This is a genomic window from Paenibacillus gyeongsangnamensis (genome assembly GCF_027533625.1).
GTDB lineage: Bacteria > Bacillota > Bacilli > Paenibacillales > NBRC-103111 > Paenibacillus_G > Paenibacillus_G gyeongsangnamensis.
The window spans coordinates 20060-42661 of sequence record NZ_JAQAGZ010000008.1 but is presented as its reverse complement, the minus strand read 5'-3'; the positions used below and the strand labels follow the sequence as shown (position 1 = coordinate 42661).

Sequence of the window (22602 nt, the reverse complement as noted above, 5' to 3'; positions counted from 1 at the left end):
ATGCTATGATCAAAAATGACTGACAAGTCAGTCATATGAAATCTGTTTTATTTTGACAAAGGGGCGAGCGGACGATGGGGGACGATAAAAGAGAAAGTATTATCGCATCGGCATTGGAATTGTTTCGAAACATAGGTTATCACAATACGAAGGTATCCGATATCGTCAAAGCGGCTGGCATTGCGCAGGGCACGTTTTATTTATATTTCAAGAGCAAAGAGGATTTGTTCCGCCAAGTGGTCGAGGCCTGCATGGACGAGATTGTCGGGGCGCTCGATCGGACGCCTTCGGGTTCGGAGGAACTGGACGGGGAGACGGTGATGTACCGGATGATCCGGCAGTCGCTTTTGGAGTATTACAAGAACCGTAACGTGCTCTACTTGATCAATCGTCACGGCGCGGATTCTCCCGAGCTGAGCGAGGTTTGCAAAGCGTATTACGGCAAGCTGGCACAGCTCATTATTCGTACTCTGAAGCATTATTGCGTCTTCCCCGGCTATACGGAGGAGCAGCTGGAGATCGAAGCTTACGCCAAGATCGGGATGGTGGAGAAAGCGGCGTACCATTGTTTTATCGATAAAGGGTACGGCCTGGAGCAGGTGGAGCTCGTTACGGAGGTGCTGGTCGGTATCGATTGCGGTCCCTGCAAACCTCCCGGAGCGGATGGAGGTCTCTCATGATCACCAAGCTGTTACAATACCGGAAGGTCACGCTTCTATTTTTTGTGATGGCGGTAGTGCTCGGGGTGGTGAACATTACTACGCTGAGGCAGCGGGAGAATCCCGAGGTGGACCTGACGATGGCGATCGTCAAAACGATTTATCCCGGCGCATCCCCGGAGAAGGTGGAGCAGTTCGTGACGCGGCCGCTGGAGGATAAGATCAAAGAGATGAGCGACCTGTCCGTTGTGAGCTCGACCTCCTCCGCCAACGTTTCGGTCATCCAGGTGGAAGTGAAATCGGATACGGACATTAAACGGGCCTGGGATACACTAAGGCAAAAGGTCCAGTCCGCCGTAAGCGATCTGCCGAGCGACTCCCACCAGCCTGAGGTGAACGACGACTTAAGCAAGATTGCGGAGCAAATCCTGCACTTCGTGGTGGAGAATCCGGAGGAGCTGGAGCCTCTGCGCCCTACGATGGAGATCTGGAAAAAGCAGCTCGGCACCGTCGCGGGCGTCAGCAGCGTCGAGATCGTCGGCCTGCCGGACCAGGAGGTTGCGGTTACGCTGGATACAGATAAGCTGGATTCGTTCCGGCTGCCTTGGGGGATCGTTGCCCAGGCGCTGCAAAACAAGAACAACCGAGTACCCCTCGGCACCGTCGATAAAGGGACGAAGCAGTATTACGTCAATATGAGCGGCGAGTGGAAGTCGGCCGAGGATATTGCGGGTACGGAAATTTACGGACTCCCTAACGGCAAAACGCTGACCGTCAAAGATGTGGCCGAAGTGAAGCTTCGTCCGAAGAAGAGTGAAGTCAGCATTTTACATAACGGTAAGCCGGCGCTGGATCTTGTCATTAACGCCGAGAAGGGGACAGATATCCCGGCTCTGCAGAAGCGCATCGACCAGAAGGTGCAGGAGCTTGAGCCGAAACTTCCGGCCAATGTCCGGATGGTGTCTCTCTTTACGCAAAAAGAAAGTCTGGATCATCTGTTCAAGGATCTGACTCGGGAGCTCCTGATCGGCATTGCCGTGGTCATCGTCGTTTGCTCGCTCGGACTAACCTTCGGTACCTCGCTGATCGTAGCGCTGGCAATCCCGATCTCGATTACCGTCGGCCTCATTCCGGTTGAGACGATGGGCATCGACTTGAACCAAATCACCGTGGTCGCCATCGTTATCGTCCTCGGTATTCTTGTCGACGATGCGATTGTCGTGAACGATAACATTCAGCGGCGGTTGCAGCTTGGGGACGATCCACGGAAGGCCGCGCTGGAAGGCAGCCGCGATGTAGCTGTGTCCATCCTGACCGCAACGATTGCTACGGCTGCCGCATTCCTGCCGCTATTCTTCTTAAAAGGGAACATCGGGAGCTTCATTCGGCCGCTTCCCGTCGTCATTTCGCTTACACTGGCCGCTTCCATGGCCATGTCGCTGATGATCATCCCGATCTTCCGCCAATGGGTCGGCGAGCGCAGGGCGGCGCGTCGTTTTATGGCAAGTCCTGCGGTCAAAGAGGCCGCTGCATCCGCAGAGGACGGCGGAGCCGAACCGGCGCCGGGCCTGCTGGGCAAGCCGATTCAGCGTCTCAGCGCCTTTTATGGCAGGCAGATACACCGCTTCCTCAAAAGGCCAATGCTGACTGGGTTAGTGGCGCTTCTGATCGGCACGAGCGCCTTCGGCTTGCTGCCGCTGCTGGGGCTGCAATATTTCCCACCGGCGGAGAAGGACGAGATGCTGATCGATTTCAAGCTGCCGACGGGGCGGCTTTTCGCCGAAACGGAATTTTCGGTGGAGAAGGCGGCGGAATGGCTCCGCGGGCAGCCCGGCGTGGTATTCGTCACCTCGTACTCCGGCCGGTCGGCGCCGAAATTTTATTACTCGGAAAGCGAATCGACCGGAATCAATCTTGGACAGCTGTTCGTAAAGATCGATCCGAAGGCCATCAAGACGAAGGAGGTCGTCGGCGTGTGGCGCGAGCAGCTTCAGGGCATGTTCCCTTCCGAAGTGGAGATTACTCCCCGGGAGCTCGAGCAGGGACCGCCGGTCGGCGCCCCGGTCGCCGTCCGCATCAGCGGCAGTGATCTGGAGCAGCTGAGGCAAATTTCAAACGACGTGCAAGAAACGCTGAAGCGCATTCCCGGCACGGTCAGCGTATCGGACGATGTCGGCAAGGATATGACAACGTACGAGGTGCAGGCCGATCCCGCCAAGCTGAGAATTTACGGAGTGAATGAGAAGGACCTTTCTACGACGCTGCGCATCGCAACGGAAGGTCTGAACGTGACGCAAATGCAGCAGGGCGAGAAGCTGGTGGACGTAACATTATACGCGAAAAGCCCGAAGGCCGATCCGGTCGATACGATGAATAAAATGTTCGTGCCGACGCAAAAGGGCGGCACCGTTCAGGTGCGCGAGCTCGGTGACATTCGCAGCAACACGATGATCAAGTCGATTCACCACCGCAATCAGACGCGGACGATCATCGTCCGCAGCTTCACGGATAACCGGCTGGCCGACGACGTGGTCAAGGATTTGAAGGCGGAGATGGGCAAATATCCGCTTCCGCCAGGATATTCGCTCGAATACGGCGGGGAGAACGAGGAACGCAATGATGCCTTTGCTTCTATCGGCAAGCTGTCGATTGTGGTCATTTTGCTGATCTATATTATCATGGTCATGCAGTTTTATTCCCTGACGATCCCGCTGCTGATCCTCTCCACCGTCTATCTGGCGGCCGGCGGGGCGGTCATCGGGCTGTTCCTGACGCATTCGCCGATCGGCTTCATGGCGCTGATGGGGATGGTCAGCCTGGCGGGCATCGTCGTCCGGAACGGGATTATACTGATCGAATTCATCGAGCAGGCGCTGGAGCGCGGACTCCCGCAGTACGAAGCGGTAGCGGAGGCGGGAAAAGCACGTTTGCGCCCGATCCTGCTCACGATGGCGACGGCTATCGGAGGGCTGCTGCCGATGACGATCATGGGCGGCAATCTATGGCGCCCGATGGGCATTACCATTATTTCGGGCTTAATCTATTCCACACTGCTGACGCTGATCGTCGTTCCGTCGCTGTTTGTCATTTTGCAGACATGGAGAACTAAAAGGTCGGCAAAGGCGGGGGCCGCGCTTCATCCGTGAAAGGACACATTTCCGTAATTTGCCTAGGGGTGTCCGCATCCGGTATACTTAGGGTGTTTGGACTTGTGTACGATAAAAAGGGAGGCACTCCGATTATGGTTCAGGTTTTTGTGTATTTACATGTGCTCGCCGCCATTATGATGGGCATCTATTTGATGATACCGTTCCTGGCGTCACGTGTGCAGGCTCTGCAGAACGGCTCGGCGCAGTTCGGATTTCTGAATGTTCTTTTCTCGATGAACCGGGCAGGGCAGCTGGCACTTGTCATTTCGTTCTTATCCGGCGGTTACCTGGTAAGTAAGAGCGGCTATTCCGTCCTGTGGATGATTCTCGCAGTGGTTCTGTTTCTTGCGATCGGCGCGCTCACAGGCGTGCTGGGCAGCAAAATGCGGAAGGCCCTGAACGACCCGGCCGGAGCGAACATTCGCGAGCATATCGGTGCGATTAAAACCATCAGCGTAGTGACGGGTATTCTGTTCTTCTTGACGGTTACCTTGATGAAGTTTCCGAATATGTTTTAATTGTCGTTGATTTTGGTTTTGGACCGGAAGCGCTCCTGCGGCCCCCTTGCGGGCGAGGGCGCTTTTTTGGTTAAAGGTTTAGGAGAAAAGAAAGGAGCCGAGAAGCCATGGCATTGAAACTGATTTTACCGTTCGGGGACCCGATTCTGCGCAAGAAAGCGAAGCCGGTGACGGAATTTAACGAGAAGCTGAGCAAGCTGCTGGACGATATGGCCGAGACGCTGTACGTTGAAGAAGGCCGGGCCGGACTGGCCGCCCCTCAAGTGGGCATGCTGCGCCGCGTGATCGTGATGGACTGCGGGGACGGCCTGATCGAGCTCGTCAACCCGGAGATCGTCTCGATGGATGGGGAGCAGACGGGTCCGGAGGGCTGCTTGTCCTTTCCAGGGTATACCGGGATCGTGAAGCGGGCACTGAAGGTGAAGATCCACAGCCTGAACCGAAAAGGGGAACCCTTTGAGTTGGAAGGGGAAGGCTACCTTGCCCGCTGCATCCAGCATGAGATCGATCATTTGAACGGGATATTATATATCGATCATGTGCAGAACGGCGCTTTTTATAACGATGAAACCGAGCGGCGGGCCGATCTGCTGGAGGTACTGCGTTTATCCAATCGCACGCTGTGATGCTGGAGAGGCTGAAGAGTCGGTGGCGGCGGACCTATTGCGCTTTATTGACGGCTCGGATATAATAACAGGAAACTGCAGATCGTGATCCTGCCTGTGAAGAGCATCCAACTCGGAGGCGTTCTCGTCAAGAGCATCGTGCGATTCATTCTCGCCGCTGCGTCCTAAGTTAACCGGCACCGCCCGTTATCGCGGAACCAAGTGGACTGAACGTAACCGTTCGGTCAAATTGGGTGGCACCGCGAGCACAGCGCTCCTCGTCCCAATCGGATGAGGGCGCTTTTTGTGTTTTTTCGGGCATGGAATACACTTTTGGGAAGGACGTGGGAAGGATGGATTACAGAGCACACAATTTTTTCCCGGGACCGGCGGCACTGCCTCTTGAGGTTCTGGAGCAAGCGAGGGAGGAACTGGTCGGCTACCGCGGACACGGCATGTCGCTGATGGAGATGTCCCATCGGACGGAGGCTTACGAACGATTGAACGAGGAGACGCAGGAGCTGCTTCTGTCGATTCTCGGTTTGCCTAAGGGGTATCGGGCGCTGTTCATGGGCGGCGGAGCAAGCACGCAGTTTGCGCTCGTGCCGTTGAATTTGCTCGGACCCGGACGGAAGGGCTGGTATGCAATTACGGGGCAGTTTGCGGAGAAAGCCTATGAGGAAGCCCGTACGGTCGGCGATGCGGCCGTGGTGGCGAGCTCGAAGGCGATGGGCTGGAGCGTCGTGCCTTCCGCGGAGGAGCTTAAGGTTCCGGAGTCTGAATCGGGGCAAGTAGCTTATTTGCACATCACGGTGAATAACACGATCGAAGGCTCCAGGTATCCGGTGCTCCCGGAAGTGGGGGAAGTGCCGTTGATCGGGGATGTGACCAGCGAAGTCTTGAGCCGGACGATGGATTATTCAAGGTTCGGGTTGTTTTATGCCGGAGCGCAGAAAAATTTGGGCCCTGCCGGCGTAACGGTCGTTGTGCTTCGTGAAGAGCTCCTGAAGCAGGCTTCGACTTCGATTCCGACGATTTTTCGGTACGAAACATACGTCAAGCACCGCTCCTTGTACAATACGCCGCCGGTGCATTCCGTCTATATGCTCCGCCTGGTACTGGAATGGGTGCAGCGTCAGGGAGGGGTAGCCGCGCTGGAACGAAGGAACGTCGAGAAAGCCAGGTTGCTCTACGACGTGATGGACGCGAGCCGCGGATTTTACCGGGGAGTGGTTGCGCAGCCTTATCGCTCGGTCATGAACATCACCTGGCGCATGGCGGATGAGGCGCTGGAGCGGATGTTCGTGGAGGCTTCGGAGCGGGAAGGCTTTGCCGGCCTTGCCGGGCACCGCAGCGTCGGAGGGCTTCGGGCCTCGGCCTACAACGCGGTGCCGGTGGAGGCTTGCCGTGCGCTGGCCGAGTTCATGACGGAGTTTCAGCGTCGGCATGGATGAACCTGCGGAGTGGGCGCGGGATGGAGCTGTAGTGAACATTCGGGTACAATAAGCGCCCTAGTTCAATAGTAGAGTCCCAAGGTTCACTATCGACTGATGCCTGTAGTGGGAGCGGACGCATAGTGAACCTGGATCACTAGAAGTGAACCTTGGGTCACTAAATCTGTGCAGAGGGTACGGAAAGATGCTGTAGTGAACAATCGGGTACAATTAGCGCCCTCAGGTTCTTTCGTAGGGTCCCGGGGTTCACTATCGCCTGACGCAGGTAGTGGGGACGAGCGCATTATGAACCTGGAGTCACTAGAAGTGAACCTTGGGTAACTAAATCTGTGCAGAGGGTACGGAAAGATACTGTAATGAACTATCGGGTACAATTACTCATAAGCTCCCAGGTTCATTTGTAGGGACCTGGGGTTCACTATCGCCTGACGTGGGTAGTGGGGGCGAACGCATACTGAACCTGGGCTCAATAGAAGTGAACCTAAGATCACTAAATCTGCTCAACGGGCGCGGGAAGGAGCTATAGTGAACAATCGAGTGTAGCTAACTATTAGGTACCATTGGAGCGTGCGTCAGACTATCAACGAACTGTATAGGTTTTGATGGGTACTTCACGACAGGCGCCAGACTATCAGCGAGCCGTACAGGTTTTTGATGGAGGTCAGCACGGTACAAGGTTCGATGAGGTGCATCACGGCGGGTGGGCGGGCAGACGGAACGTTCAGCCAGCCGTACGATACTTTTCTTCATCGATTAACGACCAAGAATCACCTTACGCCTGACGGCGAGGCCGTTTGAAGAAGGCGACCATCGTCCCGCAGGACGGCACAACGGATACGAGATCCCAGCCGTAACGACCCCAGTGGGATAAGGCTTCGTCCAGGGTCCAGCTGGATCGTTGCCCGTCGCTAGCCGGGTGAAGGCAGTCCCCGATGGAGACGTCGGTCGCATAGTCCCAGCCCGTTTCCCCGCCTGCCCCATTGTCCGGAAGAGGCATGCGCTCTTCTTTACGATCCCATCTGACCCGGGTGGAAGCATAAGAAAGGGTCTTTACAATTTGTTCTCTCTCCGTAGCTTCCATAGCGAATAGATGGGGGGCTCGAGGGACGTGGAAGGTCAAGTGGGAATGGTACACCTGCAGAACCATGGTGCCGACCGGGATGCCGTCCCCATCATATACGACATACCAAATGCAGCGTTCCCGTTCCTCGGGAGGTCCCCAGTTTTCCACGGAATCCGTCCGGTTGAAGCTTCCTTTCACGCTATAGCCATCAGCGGACAAATATTCTAGCACAGGTCCCATAAATTCTTGAATCCAGACGCCGTAGGCGCGGTCTCCGTGCTCGGAGAACATGCGATCGAAATCTGCTTTCTTGTCTTGATAAACGGCCCTCCATGATGCGGACAGCACTTTGTCGGCATTCCGGATCCGGGCGGCGAATGAAGCGTCGGTCATCCAGTAAATTCCTCCTCAAAATAATAATTTAACGATGTTAAAATAAAATTTAACACCGTTAGAATAATACGGTATGATATACTTGTCAAGAAAAAAATGGGAGGTTGATTATGGCCAGAAGGAGAATTCACCAACAAGCAGCCGATAAACCGGATGGCCCATCGGAATCGGAGCAACTGCATACCCCTCTTGACCGTGCTCGGATCTTGGAGGCGGTGCTCACGATCCTGGAGGCCGAAGGGCTGGCTGGAATCAGCATGCGAAAAATTGCGGATACCCTGGGCGTGAAGGCCGCAGCTCTTTATTATCACGTGAAGGACAAGGAGCAGCTGCTGCACTGGCTGGCGGAGCGGATTAGCTCGGAGGTTGAATTTCCCGGTAAGGAGCTGACCTGGCAAGAGCAGCTTCGGGAATGGGCGCTCCGGTTTCGACGGGCGCTTCTCCGTTACAGGGACGCTGTTCCCATCATGGGAGCGACATTCGCGGCGACACCCACCCGGTTGGCGCATATTGAATACTTGTTCCGCATACTGGCAGAGTCGGGGTTCAAGGACAAGCATATTCCATGGCTTTCTTCCATGCTGAAAAATTATGTGTTCGGGTTTGTGGAAGAGGAGAGCCGCTTAACCGAACGGGCCAAGCGGGAGCATTTGAACGTGGATGACATGGACAAGGTTTATAAGGAGCAGTTTCAGTCCCTTTCCCGGGAGCTTTATCCTCATATGGCCCGGTTGGCATCCCACACCACTGCCACCGACTTGGACGATGAGTTCCTATTCGGAATTCAAGTCCTGTTGAACGGTTTTGAGGCGAAGCTCGCGAATTCCCATCTGCCCGGTTGAAAGTAGTAGCCGGAAAAAAGAAGGGCAGCGCCTCAGCGGCGCAGCCCTATCTTACAAAACCTTATTCCAGCTCATCAAGCGTCTTCTCGAGGCTGGGAGCCATATATTGAAGGAAGTACTTCAGCTCCGGCATGTTTAGCTGTTCGATCGATTCTTCGATTTGCTTCTTGGCGGTGGCAAATTCGCGGTTGCCGGCGGACAGCTCGGTGACGCACTTGAGGTAAGCGTCAAGCAGGTCGGCTCCCTTGACATACTTTTTCAGCTCGGCGTGGTCCGGCTGCTTCGTATCGATAAGTGAGTCATAAACCGGACGAAGCGGGTCCGGAACCATATCAAGCAGCCGCTCGGCGGCCAAATGCTCGATTTCCCGGAAGTTGGAGAGAATCTTCGGGTTATGATGCTTTACCGGTGTCGGAATATCGCCGGTGAATACTTCGGTGGCATCGTGGAATAAGGCCATGCTGACGATCCGGTCGGTCGGGACCTGGCGGCCGTAAACTTCATTGGCGATCGTGCACAGCACGTGCGTAAGGATCGCCACATGAAAAGAGTGCTCCGCCACGTTCTCCTTCACGACGTTGCGCATGAGGCTCCAGCGTTCAATGTAACGCAATCGGTACATATAAGCGAAAAAATGACTTTCCATCCGTTCATCATCCCATCTGCTGCATCGTTCTCGCTTCGTCGCGTCAGGTTCCGCTAAAGGGCTACCTTCGTACCGAAGGCGTCTGCTGCACCGAGAAGCTTTGTACAGATGGATTATACACGATTCCGAAGCCGATTGCCTGCTCCAAATCCTGAAGCGCGATCAAGATTTGCTTGCCCTTGCCGCTCAGCGGCTTCGACAGCGTAAGCGTACGGCCGTCCGCCGCCGTGAGCTTGGAGCTTCCGGAGGCGCCTATCCAGCTGAGCTGCTGGTATTGGATCGTCACCTTCCCGTCGGCGGAGATCACAGCATTCCCGCCCAGCTGGATCATTGTCTCCGCCAAGGGAACATCGCCGGCAGGAGGCGCGAGCGAGACAATCCGGCGTTGAATGGCATTGTGGAGCCCTTCGGGAGTAATGAAGCTGCTCCCGGCATTAATGCGCGGAAGCTGCATCGGATCCAGCTGGCGCGTGGTCATTTCCGGCACGACGGTGAAAGCGAACTTGATGCCTTCCTGTTGAATGTAGCCGACGGCATTTTTATCAAATATCCCATAAGGGTAAGCGTAAGAGTCGATGTCTTCCGGGTAAAGCTCGCTCAGCTTCGAGATGCAGGCCTTCGTATCCGAGGCAACGCGCCGTTTGTATTCCTCGTCGGTCTCCTTGCGTCCGTCCGTTGTCATGCGTCCGATAAGCGCCGCATTGCCGTCCGCCAGCTTGTAATGAAAGCTGTTCGTATGGCATTGGGCGTCAATGAAGTTGGTGTCGCTCGTCATCTCGATGATTTCGTCACGGGACATGGAAGGGATGTAGCTGGCCAGCGGATTGTCCAGATCTCCCGTAATGATGAAGTTCACGGCAGGAATCCGCATACTCTTTAGAACGGGATAGGCATTCGTATAAAAGCTCTCGTAACCGTCATCGAACGTTACGAGTACGGCATTATTCGGAACCATGGAACCGTTCATAAACGCCTTGAATTGCTTCAGGGTAATGAATTGATACCCTTTGCCCTTTAAATATTGGAGCTGGTCCTTGAACAGCTTCGTCGTAATGGTGCCGCCGCTCTTGGCATCATCGTCGATATGATGGTATACGATAACGGCAACCTGATCCTTGTACATGACGGCAGTTTTGGCGGCTTGAAGGGAAGGGAGCAGCAGACAGAGACCGAGCAGCGTAAGGGCGGAGGCCTTGGCTAGAAGCTTGTTCATGCGGTTCTTTTCTCCTTGCTTTATAGGTGAGGTGACCTAGAGGTAATGATTTATATTCGAGGCTCCGGATCAAAATTCCTGCTTCATGCGGGAGCGCTTTACGGAGATTTTTTGTAACGGCGGAGAGAGCAGGTTTCACGTTTTCTTCCTATTTTATTGCGGTCTCCCGGTTTTGGTCCCGGTCGGATTGTGCTATGATAGATGATATGTTCACTTTCATATTCCATCATTCCTATTTTCAATGCCGGAAGGAGTCCTTACTTCATTATGAATCGTTTTCAGGAGAGCATCTATAAACTGATCGTCGAAACTTCCACGAACCTGCCGGGCGACGTCCGCCAGGCGATTCAAGCCGCCCGCGAGCGGGAGGATGCCGGAACGCGTTCCGCGCTGTCCCTCTCCACGATCGCGGATAACATTCAGATGGCGGAATGCAACGTCTCCCCAATCTGTCAAGACACCGGCATGCCGACCTTTATCGTGCATACCCCGGTGGGAGCGAACCAGATCTTGATGCGTAAGCAAATCATCGAAGCCGTGGCGCAAGCGACGAAGGACAGCAAGCTGCGCACGAACTCCGTGGATTCCCTAACGGGCGCGAACAGCGGCGACAACGTGGGCCCGGGTACGCCCGTGATCCACTTCGAACAGTGGGAACGCGACGAGATCGAAGCGAAGCTGATCCTGAAGGGCGGCGGCTGCGAGAACAAGAACATTCAGTACAGCCTTCCTACCGAGCTGGAAGGTCTAGGCAAAGCGGGCCGCGATCTCGACGGCATCCGCAAGTGCATTATGCACGCGGTCTACCAGGCGCAGGGCCAGGGCTGCAGCGCGGGCTTCATCGGCGTAGGCATCGGCGGCGACCGCACGACGGGCTACGAGCTGGCGAAGCATCAATTGTTCCGCCGCGCGGACGACGTGAATCCGAACGAAGAGCTGCGCAAGCTCGAGGATTACGTAATGGACAACGCCAATAAGCTCGGCATCGGCACGATGGGCTTCGGCGGCCAAGTGACGCTGCTCGGCTGTAAGGTCGGCGTCATGAACCGGCTGCCGGCGAGCTTTTTCGTATCGGTTGCCTACAACTGCTGGGCGTTCCGTCGTCAAGGCGTGCTGATCAATCCGGAGAACGGCGAAATTACGGAGTGGGTGTATCCGAAGGGCGAGCTGGTCGATATGAAGAAAGACGAGCCGGCTGCAGCGGCTTCCGAAACGGCAGAGCGCCGCGAAGTCGTGCTGCAAACGCCGATCTCGGAGGAGCAAATCCGCCAGCTGCGCGTAGGCGACGTTGTCATCATCAACGGTCTGATGCATACCGGCCGCGATGCGCTGCACAAATATTTGATGGATCACGAGTCCCCGGTCGATCTGAACGGTGCGGCGATTTACCACTGCGGTCCGGTCATGGCGAAGGATGCGGACGGCAGCTGGGTCGTGAAGGCGGCGGGACCTACGACGAGCATCCGCGAGGAGCCGTACCAAGGCGAGATCATCAAGAAATTCGGCATCCGCGCGGTGATCGGCAAAGGCGGCATGGGACCGAAAACGCTCAAGGCTCTGCAGGAGCATGGCGCGGTATACCTCAACGCGATCGGCGGCGCGGCGCAATATTATGCCCAATGCTTCAAGAAGGTGGAAGGCGTCGATAAGATGGAGTTCGGCATCCCGGAAGCGATGTGGCATCTGCAAACGGAAGGCTTCGCGGCGATCGTCACGATGGACTCTCATGGAAACAGCCTGCATGCGGAAGTGGAGCAAAGCTCGCTCGACAAGCTGTCCCAATTTAAAGATCCGGTCTTTGCTTAATGGGAGCTTACGGCCTCCGGCTTAACGCCTTTATAGAAAAATATTTATCTCTCTTCGTCCCGGTATCCTTGATACTCGGGTTTCTTTTTTCCGTGCAGCTGAAGGGGCTGACGGCCTCCGCGCCGTAGTTGTTCGTTGATAAGAATTTATAAGTTTTCGTAACTTATAGCTTCGCATCCACCTTGGTAAACGCGCTGGTCCTTGTAAGACAAGGACGGCGTAGCCGTTTATCCTGGGCCTACCTCACGTTCGTCATGGCGGTAGGCTGCAGCTGTTGACCTTAAATCATTGGTGCATGAACAAGTATACGCAGCGGCCCCTTTACAAAAAAAAAACTGGAGTTCCCACCGATTAGCGGGTAGGATAAGGAGTAAAACGTCTGTTAAATGTAAGATCCGCATGGAGGGAATCTGCCCAATGAAGAAGTTTCGCGCCCGTTTAACCTTGCTATTCGTTCTGCTGATCGGCGTGTCCGTTGGGGTGACCGGGATTTTCGTCGCCCGCATGCTGCAGTATTCTCATATTGAAGCGCTTATCACGAATATGAAGAGGGAGCTCGGCATCCTGCAGGTAACGACGGATTGGAACCACGGAGGCAGTCTGCAGGAGCAGATGCGGTATTATACGGATGAGGCCGTCAAGCTGAAAAAAACCGCGGACGCGCGGCTCACCTACGTCCGCAGCGACGGAAAGGTGCTTGGCGATTCCGATCACGATCCCGCGGATATGGAGAACCATGCAACTCGCCCGGAGATTGTCGAAGCGGCCAAAACGGGGCAATCCGGCTCCTCCATCCGCTACAGCGATACGATCGGACGCAATCTGCTCTATGTCGCCGTACCGGTGAAGGACAAGAACCAAACGATCGGCTATTTGCGGCTGGCTATGGAGCTTACCGAGGTGGAGCAATCGATCCGGCAGGTGTGGTTCGGGCTGTTTGTCGGCTTGCTGGTCGTGTTTGGCGTAGCAGGGCTTATCAGCTACCGGGTTGCCTACGGGATTACGCGTCCGATCGAGCTGATCACCCACGCCGCGCAGCAGATTACGGATATGAATTATAAATATCGGGTAACTGTTGACAAAAAGGATGAGGTCGGGCAGCTGGGGACGGCCATTAACCGGATGGCGGATAGTCTGCAGCTGCAGATGAAGCGGATCTCGGAGAACGAGACCCGGCTCAAGAGCGTGCTTGAGAATATGATCAGCGGGGTCGTCATGATCGATAAGGATGGGCGGATCGGGCTGATGAACCGATCTGCGGAAGAGATTCTCGGCTTCTCCGCCCAGGAGCTGCTGGGGAAGAAATTCGACGAAGCGAAGCAGCAGTATGAGTTCACGCAGATGATCCAGGAATGCATTGACGCCCGGGAGCATATCCGGGACGAAATGATTTTCTACTATCCGGAGGAACGGATTCTGGAGATCAACTTAAGCCCAATTTCGGAGACGGAAGAGGATTGGGCAGGCGTGCTGATCGTGCTGCACGACATTACGGCGATGCGGAGACTGGAGCGGATGCGCAGCGAGTTCGTCGCGAACGTGTCCCACGAGCTGAAGACGCCGATTGCAGCGGTAAAAGGGTTTGCCGAGACGCTGCTGGCCGGCGCTTTGAACGATAAGGAAACGGCGAAGTCGTTTCTGCAAATTATTTTCGACGAGAGTGAACGCCTGAACCGGTTGATCGGAGACATTCTGGAGCTGTCGAAGGTCGAGTCCAAGCGCATCCCGCTGCAGTTCTCGCCGGTGCTTCTGAACACGCTTCTTGCCAACTGCCTGAACGTGATGAAGACGGAAGCGAAGAAAAAATTGATCGAGCTGGAGCTCATCGCGCCGGAAGATTTGTATATGGAAGCCGACGAAGACCGGCTGCGGCAAATTATGATCAACCTGCTGTCGAACGGCATCAACTATACGCCGGAAGGCGGTAAGGTAAAGCTCAAGGTAGAGCCCGTCGCGAGCGGCTCCGAAGGAAAGGAAGCGGACCGGATCCGGTTCACCATCTCGGATACGGGGATCGGCATACCGAAGAAGGATCTGCCGCGCATCTTCGAGCGCTTCTACCGGGTGGACAAGGCGCGCTCCCGCAGCTCCGGCGGCACCGGTCTCGGGCTGTCGATCGTGAAGCATCTGGTGGAGCTGCACCAGGGGACGATCCGGGTGGAAAGCGAGGTCGGCATCGGCTCCAAATTCATTATCGAGCTGCCGATTCTTCATTAACTGTTTGTCAGAGCATGGCTGCTGTGATAAGCTAGGATAAAAGAATTCATGTCGGGGGATTGACATGCCGCAAAAAATTTTGGTTGTCGAAGACGAACCAACGCTGGCCCGTCTGCTCTCCTACAACTTGTCTCAGGAAGGTTATGAGACGAAGGTTGCGGACCATGGGGGCGACGGTTTGCAGGCTGCGCTGCAGCAGCCGTTCGATTTGATCATATTAGATATTATGCTTCCCGGAATGAACGGCTTTGAGATCTTGTCCAAGCTCAGGCAGAAGGGGAACAAGACGCCCGTCATTATTCTGACTGCGCGCAATGCGGAGGAAGAAGTGGTGCAGGGGCTTAAGTTCGGCGCCGACGATTACATTACGAAGCCGTTCGGCGTGGCGGAGCTGCTGGCGCGGGTATCGGCCGTGCTGCGGCGGACCATGTCCGAAGAGCAGGTGCAGGAGAAATCCTCCGGCGGCGAGAAGGTCATTACCGCAGGAGACCTCTATATTTATCCGGAAAAGTACGAGGTGCTGCTGAACGGCGAGTCGATTCCGCTTCGTCCGAAGGAATTCGAGGTGCTGCTCTATCTTGTGCAGCGGCCGGGCATCGTAGTAACCAGGGATGACCTGATGAATATCGTATGGGGCTTCGATTATATCGGGGGCCAGCGAACGGTGGACGTTCACGTAAGCTCCCTGCGCAAGAAGCTGGAGATGAATCAGGAATCGGTTCAGATTGAATCGATCCGGGGCGTTGGCTACAAGCTGGTGACCTCTGCAGGCAAAAAAGCATAACATCATGAGTAGAAGGCTGACAGCGTTTTTTGCTGTCGGCTTTTTTTCGGTAAACGCAACGATCCTTGTAAGACAAAGATTGCGTGGCCGTTTTATCCTAGCATCTATGGATTGAGTGTAGTGCGTAGATTTCCCGGGAAATCGTACACGCATTTATGAAGGGAGAGGAGAGGGAGCATGGAGCGCAAGCTGCGATGGGGCGTCCTGGGAACGGGGCGGATTCTGGGCAAAGCCGGGGCGGCGTTAAAGACTGTGGAGAATGGGGAATGGCTGGGCGTAGCAGGGCGATCGCCGGGCCGAAGCGCGGAGGCAGCCGAACGTTTCGGTGTGCCCCGGGCCTATGATTCTTATGAGGAGCTGCTACAGGACCCGGACATCGATGCCGTCTACATTGCCCTCCTGAATCATTTGCATGCGGAATGGGCGGTCCGGGCATGCCGTGCGGGGAAGCATGTACTGCTGGAGAAGCCGTTCGCCCCGGATGCCGATGAAGCGGAAAGGATTGTGGAGGCGGCCCGGAGCTGCGGGGTCGTCGTGGAGGAGGCGTTCGTTTGGCGGCATCATCCCGCCTTCACGGCTCTTCGGGAGCTGATTGCGGAAGGAATCGTCGGCGATTGGGTTTGCTTCCGCGGCCACTACTCCTTCCCGGCGGGGGAAGACAGCACGCGCTGGGTTCGGGAATGGGGCGGCGGGGCGCTGCTCGATATCGGCTGCTATCCGGTAGCCTGGGCGAGATTCATCACGGGGGAGGAGCCTTCCTCGGTGGATGCCGCGGAGCTGATCGACGATAAGCACGGCGTGGACCGAAGGTTTGCGGGGACGCTATATTTCTCCGGCGGCCGTACCGCTCACTTCGATGCGGCGCTGGACATGGCGCACGGCGCCGATTTTGAGCTGATCGGTACGAAGGGACGCATCTCGGTCGAGCTGCGGGTGGATGCGGAATCGTGGACGATTGCTTCGCGCCAGGGCCTTGACGAACGTGTCTGGACGATGGACCGCATTACGCCGTTTCGGCGGGAAGCGGAAGCGTTCGCGGCCCGTGCGATGGGGGCTTCGTCAGAGGAAGCGCAGGCGCTGGCGCGGGATGCGGTGAACCAGGCACGCGTGCTGGGGGCGCTGCGGCAATCTGCGGAGCGTGGGGAGCGAGTATGGCTATAAACGATAGCACAATCGCATAATTTTATCGCCAGATCCGAAATATCTTTTTTTCCTGAAGTTTACTATACTAAGCGGTAGTTGCTTATTTGAACCTAGGGAGGGCATGTCAACATGTCGAGAACGTTCAGAATCGGAATCATCGGCTGCGGGGGAATTGCGAACGGCAAGCATATGCCGGCGTTGAAAAATCAGCCGAATGCCGAAATGGTGGCATTTTGCGATATTGTAGAGGAACGCGCGCGCGAAGCGGCAGCCAAATTCGGCGCCGAAGATGCGAAAGTATATACGGATTACCGGGAGCTGCTCCAGGATTCCAGTCTGGATGTCGTTCATGTGTGCACGCCGAACGATTCCCATGCGGACATTACGATCGCCGCGCTGGAGTCGGACAAGCATGTTATGTGCGAGAAGCCGATGGCCAAAACGGCCGTTGATGCCCGCCGAATGGTGGATGCAGCGAAGCGGACAGACAAGAAGCTGACAATCGGGTACCAGAACCGTTTCCGTTCGGACAGCCAGTTCCTGAAGCAGGTCTGCTCCGACGGCGAGCTTGGCGACATCTACTTCGCTAAGGCCCATGCGATCCGCCGCCGCGCGGTACCTACCTGGGGCGTATTCCTTGATGAAGAGAAGCAGGGCGGCGGTCCGCTGATCGATATCGGAACGCATGCGCTGGATTTGACGCTGTGGATGATGGACAACTACAAGCCGAAAGCGGTGCTCGGCACAGCGTTCCATAAGCTGTCCGGACGCGAGAACGCGGCCAATGCCTGGGGCTCCTGGGATCCGTCGAAGTTCACGGTCGAAGATTCGGCTTTCGGCATGATCACGATGCAGAACGGCGCGACCATCATGTTGGAATCCAGCTGGGCGATCAATCTGCTCCAGACGGGCGAAGCCAAGACGACGCTCTGCGGTACGGAAGGCGGCGCGGACATGCAGGACGGGCTGCGCATTAACGGCGAGAAGCACAGCCGCTTGTTCATGAATCAGATTCAGCTGGATGCCAAGGGCGTCGATTTCTACGACGGGAAGCAGGAAAGCCCGGCCGATCTGGAAGCGCGTCTGTGGCTTGAAGCCATCGAGAAGGGGACCGATCCGGTCGTCACGCCGGAGCAGGCCTGCGTCGTTTCGGAGATTCTCGAAGCGATCTACGAATCGTCCAAGACCGGCAAAGCCGTCTATTTTGACTGATAAGACTTTATAAGTTTTCGCAACTTATAGCTTCGCATCAACCTAGATAAACGCGCTTGTCCTTGTAAGACAAGGACGGCGTAGCCGTTCATCCTGGACTAAAAGAAGAAGCCCTGGAGCATTCGCGCTGGTTAAGCGGAGCCCCGGGGCTTTTTTGCTTTGAAAAGAGAGCTGCAAGCTACTTGCCCCTCTTGCCTTCGACATACGCCGCATCGAATAGAAAGAGCCGCATCAGCAGGAGCAAGGAAGGAATGAGCAAGCAAAGCCCTGCAATGAAGGCAATGATGAGGGCGATCCCCATAGCCGGATTCGTTATGCTCTCGTGAATCGATACGAGCGGGTAGACGATATAGGGCAGATGCGACGCCCCGTACCCGAAGAAGGCGAAGGCGAACTGCAGCATGACGAAGACGAAAGACCAGCCGAGCCATTTGCGCCGCCAGATCAGCCAGGTAGCGATCAGGAAGCACAGGAACGAGAGCACGAACATCCAGGAGAGGCTCAGCATACGGTCAAAGTGCTCCGGATTGTGCATATGGATCGAGAAGAAGACGAGCAGGCTGCATAGAATCGTCGGCGCGCTCCAGCCGATCGCGTAGGTGCGGAGCAGCTCCATGGCGGGGCGGTCGCCGGCTTTTGACGCGTAATAGGTCAAGAAGGCGGCGGAGATGAACAGCACGCTGACCAGCGCAAGGAGTACGACGGACCATGCATATGGACTGGTGAGCAGCTTATGGTATAGCAGTTCGACGCGGCCGTTTGTTTCGGCAATGAAGCCGCCCTCGGACATCGTCAGTACGATGGAGAGGGAGGCGGGGATGAACAGGCCGCTTCCGCCGTACAGCAGCTTATAGATTCGGCTGTCCCGGGCTCCGTACGTATTAAATGCATAATAGGAGCCGCGGATCGCGAGCAGTACGATGGCGATGCTCCCGGGAATCAGCAGCGCCGTGCCGAGATAATACGCCGTATCCGGGAAAAAGCCGACCATGCCGACCATGAAGAAGATCAGGAACACGTTCGTGACTTCCCAGACGGGAGACAAATACCGGTTGATGATGGCGTGCACAACGTTACGGTTGCCTGTGAGGTCGCTGTAATAGCTGAAGAAGCCTGCGCCGAAATCAATGGATGCTACGATCAAATATCCGTACAGGAATATCCACAGCACCGTAATGCCGATCAGCTCGATGCTCATGGCTTGTTCCCTCCTTCGATCCCGCGTTTCGCCATTTCCTGCTCGGCCGTATTGCGGTCAAATAAGCGGCGCAGGATGATCCACGATGTACAGCCAAGCAGCGCATACAGCAGCGAGAAGAGCAGCAGCATCCAATCGACGTGCGCGGCGGTTGTCGCTCCTTGAGCGGTCTTCATGTAGCCTCGGAGAATCCACGGCTGACGGCCGATCTCGGCGAACAGCCAGCCGCATTCAATCGCGAGCATGGCAAGCGGGCCGGACCAGAGGATGCCGCGAAGCAGGAACCGAGGTATCGGTTTATCAAGGCCGTTCCTTTTACTGCGCCACAGATTGGCCGCATAAACGAGGCCCAGCACAATAAGCAGGGTGCCGATGCCGACCATCACATCGAAGAAATAGTGGACGACAAGCGGCGGCGTGTCTTCCTTCGGAAATTCGTTCAGCCCTTGCACAACCGCATCGGGACGGCCGAAGGCGAGTATGCTGAGCAGATAAGGGATTTTCAAGCTGTATCGGATTTCGTTGTTCTCCGTCAATACGCCCCCTACGATCAGGGAAGCTTCATTCGTCGTTTCAAAATGCCACTCGGCGGCTGCCAGCTTCTCCGGCTGGTACTCCGCCAGGAATTTGCCCGACAAGTCGCCGATGAAGGCTGTGGCGAGCGAGAACAGCAGCGCCGCAGTCATGGTCGTTTTTAGAGCTTTCGTGTAATAATCGTGCTGTTTTCCCTTAAGCAAGGACAAGGCCGCTACCCCGGCCAGCACGAATGCGCTGGTCATATAAGCGGAAGAAAGCACATGAGCCGTCTTGGTGGGTGTTGCCGGATTGAACATGGCCATCAACGGATCGATGTCGACGATCGTGCGCCCGACCAACGTAAAGCCCTGCGGCGTGTTCATGAATGCGTTGACTGCCGTGATAAAGAAAGCGGAAGCGGAAGAGCCGAGCACCACCGGAATGACGAAGGCAAAATGAATCCAAGGATTGCGGAACCGATCCCAGGTGTACAGATAGATGCCCAGAAAGATCGCTTCGAAGAAGAAAGCGAACGTCTCCATGAACAGCGGCAGCGCAATGGCCTGTCCCGCAATCTGCATGAAGCTCGGCCACAGCAAATTCAGCTGCAGGCCGATTGAGGTTCCGGTCACAACGCCGACGGCAACCGTAATGGTGAAGCCCCGTGCCCAGCGCCGCGCCAGCAATAGATAGTGCGGATCCTTGCGGCGGATGCCGAGCCATTCGGCGATCGCGATCATGACGGGAACCCCGACCCCGATCGTGGCGAAAATAATGTGAAACCCTAATGTAAGTCCGGTTAATATTCGGGCATACAGCGTCGGATCATATGGCGGCATGCTCTTCCACTCCCTTTGTATATGATTTCTATGAGAGGCAATTGCTGCTTAACACCTCTTTACGATTATTATAGTCTTTGATTGTGATATTTTTCACATAAACTTTGGAGAAGTGGTGAAGAATTGGTTACGGAATGGTGGATGGTATCTTGGTGTGTGGTGTCATAATTGCTGAGAAAATTTTTAGAATTACTGAGAAAATATTTTCATAATCTATGAAAAATGCATAATTATACATGTTATGCAATTGCTTCAGACAACTCCTGGTGTTCTCAACGCGAAAAACAGGAGTTTGTCTATTTTTGGGGCTAAAAGGACAGCAATTTTTTAGAGGCGAACCACCAGTTTACCAGAGCTAAGGTGGCCAACTTCTTCAGGTTCATGGCAGTAAGATAATAATTTTCCTGTACGGACACCTTCTTTGAAGAATCACTTTTGAAATTTCCCACTTTACCATAGATTAAATAGAAAATTCTAAGTGAATACTGTTGAAAAAAAGTGAAGGGTGTTCCCGTTGTATCAAAACCAACTTTTAATAACTCCCAAACCTAATTTAGACGAGAGCCTAAGAGGGTTTGTCCGAAGAACTACCGAGGAGAATCACTATAAAGAACCAATGTGGATTTATAAACTTGCAGGATGGAAGTTATATAATAAAACATTGAATTTGATATTTCCGAGTCAAGTTATTGATTTTGATATTCCTAAGGAAGTGTTTCGACTTGAGGGCGAGGAAATAAAAAAAATGATACTCGGATTTAGGATTTCTGAAAATTATTTTGAATTACCACATAACATGCAGTTCTTGTTTAGGCAATTTGGGTCGTGTTTAACGAGACCTCGGATTTGTCCATTATGTCTGGGTGACAGAAATATTCATAGTTTATTGTGGGAGCTTTCTTTGTTTGTTGCATGTCCGATTCATAAGTGTTTATTAATTGAGGAATGTGAAAAGTGCGAAAAATTGATTAATCCAGTAAAATTTGATTTTTTTAGGTGTGAGTGTGGTTTTGATTTCAAAAATTCAAATGTAATTAAAGTACACGGAGAACTGTCGAACTATTTAATGGAACGGTTATTGGGAAGCAGCAAATCTGAATCAAATGAAGTTTTAGGCCAATTATCTTTGGAGAATTTATACTATCTATTGATATTCTCAGTAAGATGGGTCAATGGTGGGAATGGGAAAAAGCACAGCCATGCATCTCAACCTTTAAAAAATGGGAACTTATATACAGCTTGCGAGAGAGCATTTCAAATATATGAAAATTGGCCAATTAGCTTCTATAAATTAATAGATGAGAGTAGATTACTAGCACTTAGTGGTATTGCCAAGAGAAATTTAAAGCATATGATTAAATCCAGTTACTTTGATAATTTTTTGGGATTAACTGGTTTTGATTTTATAGAACTTGTGCTAGAAGAGTATTTACAAACATACTGGACATCGGGGTTTATTAATAAAGATAATAATAAAATTAAACTTATCGATATACCAAGAAAGAAAAGTAAGAAAGGAATATCTGGAAAAGAGGCTGTGCGTTTGTTGGGGCTTAGCCAAGAACAAGTTAGAAGAATTATTGAGAAAGAAATACTTACACCAATTGTTGACTGTAAAATTGAAGGGAAGGCTGAATATAGCTTTAATGAGGAGGATATTATTGATTTTATCAGACAAATCGAAGGTCGTTGTAGTTCAATTCATTCAGACTCCTTAATATCATTCAGAGATGCAACAAAGCTTTGTTTTACGTATGATCTTGATCTTACTGATTTTTTGGTAATGCTTCAACTAGGGATAATTAATCCTTCCCAAATAGATAGTTTTGCTTTAGGATTAAATAAGTTTTACTTTGATGTAAATGAACTCAGTAATATATTATTGGGCGATTTTCTCAGGTGCGAAGATATATCCAAAGATCTAGGAGTTAAACATAGTAGTGTATTGAGGTGGGTAAATAATGGTTTCATAAAAGTCTCAAAAGTTAATAAAAAAAACAGACAACTGATAAATATGAAAGATTATTTTGAGTTTAAGAATAATTATATTCCTGCAGTCGAGATTGTGAAAACAGGAATTACAAAATATAAATCAACAGAGAAGTTACTACGTGAGTTGAAAAAGAGTGGCATAACTCCTGTAAATGAGAAGATTGTTTCAGATGATTTATATTTATTGAAAAGAACATCTAATCTTGAACAATTTATTTTGGAAAACAAAGCTTAAATGATTAAATAATCATAAGACAGTAACTCTAGGGTAACTCTAGTTACTGTCTTTTTTGTTTTTAATTAAGGAATACCGTACTCAAGATATCGGTTGAAGTTTGAAAGATATGTTTGTC

General features: G+C 53.5%; 17 protein-coding genes. 12 read left to right on the top strand and 5 right to left on the bottom strand.

Features of this window, described 5'->3' with window-relative positions; translation table 11 throughout:
* Positions 1-74 precede the first annotated feature (74 nt).
* The 5 genes from O9H85_RS13455 (at position 75) to serC (ending at position 6385) form a co-directional block, all read left to right on the top strand.
* On the top strand, positions 75-680 hold the full coding sequence (locus O9H85_RS13455) for a TetR/AcrR family transcriptional regulator (protein WP_269881936.1): 606 nt from the start codon (positions 75-77) through the stop codon (positions 678-680).
* Complete coding sequence (locus O9H85_RS13450) at positions 677-3805, top strand: efflux RND transporter permease subunit (protein WP_269881935.1); 3129 nt, start codon at positions 677-679, stop codon at positions 3803-3805. Before O9H85_RS13455 ends, O9H85_RS13450 begins: the two co-directional genes overlap by 4 nt.
* A gap of 95 nt (positions 3806-3900) precedes the next feature.
* The gene (locus O9H85_RS13445) at positions 3901-4326 is read left to right on the top strand and encodes a hypothetical protein (RefSeq protein ID WP_269881934.1); all 426 of its coding nucleotides are present in this window, start codon (positions 3901-3903) and stop codon (positions 4324-4326) included.
* 107 nt (positions 4327-4433) lie between these two features.
* Positions 4434-4952 carry a peptide deformylase gene (gene def / locus O9H85_RS13440; protein ID WP_269881933.1) on the top strand — a complete coding sequence of 173 codons (519 nt, stop codon included), beginning with the start codon at positions 4434-4436 and terminating at the stop codon, positions 4950-4952.
* 332 nt (positions 4953-5284) lie between these two features.
* A complete protein-coding gene (serC, locus tag O9H85_RS13435; RefSeq protein WP_269881932.1) occupies positions 5285-6385 on the top strand; it encodes a 3-phosphoserine/phosphohydroxythreonine transaminase in 1101 nt (366 codons plus the stop codon).
* Between the two features lie 772 nt (positions 6386-7157).
* Here the strand turns inward: serC and O9H85_RS13430 are convergent.
* Positions 7158-7841, bottom strand: coding sequence for a DUF6022 family protein (locus O9H85_RS13430; RefSeq protein WP_269881931.1), 684 nt, complete (start codon positions 7839-7841; stop codon positions 7158-7160).
* A gap of 110 nt (positions 7842-7951) precedes the next feature.
* Between O9H85_RS13430 and O9H85_RS13425 the strand changes: the two genes are divergently transcribed.
* Complete coding sequence (locus O9H85_RS13425) at positions 7952-8683, top strand: TetR/AcrR family transcriptional regulator C-terminal domain-containing protein (protein WP_269881930.1); 732 nt, start codon at positions 7952-7954, stop codon at positions 8681-8683.
* A gap of 61 nt (positions 8684-8744) precedes the next feature.
* On the opposite strand, the gene yfbR is transcribed toward O9H85_RS13425, so the two are convergent.
* Together yfbR and O9H85_RS13415 are read right to left on the bottom strand one after the other, a co-directional pair.
* Positions 8745-9329 carry a 5'-deoxynucleotidase gene (yfbR, locus tag O9H85_RS13420; RefSeq protein ID WP_269881929.1) on the bottom strand — a complete coding sequence of 195 codons (585 nt, stop codon included), beginning with the start codon at positions 9327-9329 and terminating at the stop codon, positions 8745-8747.
* 61 nt (positions 9330-9390) lie between these two features.
* Positions 9391-10542: a polysaccharide deacetylase family protein gene (locus tag O9H85_RS13415; RefSeq protein ID WP_269881927.1), complete on the bottom strand. Its 1152-nt coding sequence runs from the start codon at positions 10540-10542 to the stop codon at positions 9391-9393.
* A 267-nt stretch (positions 10543-10809) separates the two neighbouring features.
* Between O9H85_RS13415 and O9H85_RS13410 the strand changes: the two genes are divergently transcribed.
* From O9H85_RS13410 to O9H85_RS13390, 5 genes are all read left to right on the top strand, one after another.
* A complete protein-coding gene (locus tag O9H85_RS13410; protein WP_269881926.1) occupies positions 10810-12348 on the top strand; it encodes a fumarate hydratase in 1539 nt (512 codons plus the stop codon).
* 417 nt (positions 12349-12765) lie between these two features.
* Positions 12766-14565, top strand: a complete 1800-nt coding sequence (gene pnpS, locus O9H85_RS13405) for a two-component system histidine kinase PnpS (protein WP_269881925.1) — start codon at positions 12766-12768, stop codon at positions 14563-14565.
* Positions 14566-14629: 64 nt separating this feature from the next.
* Complete coding sequence (locus O9H85_RS13400; protein ID WP_269881924.1) at positions 14630-15349, top strand: response regulator transcription factor; 720 nt, start codon at positions 14630-14632, stop codon at positions 15347-15349.
* Positions 15350-15526: 177 nt separating this feature from the next.
* Positions 15527-16510, top strand: a complete 984-nt coding sequence (locus O9H85_RS13395; RefSeq protein WP_269881922.1) for a Gfo/Idh/MocA family protein — start codon at positions 15527-15529, stop codon at positions 16508-16510.
* 111 nt (positions 16511-16621) lie between these two features.
* Complete coding sequence (locus tag O9H85_RS13390; RefSeq protein WP_269881921.1) at positions 16622-17704, top strand: Gfo/Idh/MocA family protein; 1083 nt, start codon at positions 16622-16624, stop codon at positions 17702-17704.
* Between the two features lie 178 nt (positions 17705-17882).
* Here the strand turns inward: O9H85_RS13390 and O9H85_RS13385 are convergent, their stop codons facing one another.
* Entirely contained in the window at positions 17883-18902 is a 1020-nt protein-coding gene (locus O9H85_RS13385) for a cytochrome d ubiquinol oxidase subunit II (RefSeq protein ID WP_269881920.1), read from the bottom strand.
* Positions 18899-20257 (bottom strand): cytochrome ubiquinol oxidase subunit I, encoded by a 1359-nt coding sequence (locus O9H85_RS13380; protein WP_269881919.1) that lies wholly within the window; start codon positions 20255-20257, stop codon positions 18899-18901. The genes O9H85_RS13385 and O9H85_RS13380 overlap by 4 nt, the downstream gene beginning before the upstream one ends.
* Before the next feature lie 514 nt (positions 20258-20771).
* On the opposite strand from O9H85_RS13380, the gene O9H85_RS13375 reads away from it, so the two are divergent.
* The gene (locus O9H85_RS13375; RefSeq protein WP_269881918.1) at positions 20772-22484 is read left to right on the top strand and encodes a TniQ family protein; all 1713 of its coding nucleotides are present in this window, start codon (positions 20772-20774) and stop codon (positions 22482-22484) included.
* The last annotated feature ends 118 nt before the right edge of the window (positions 22485-22602 follow it).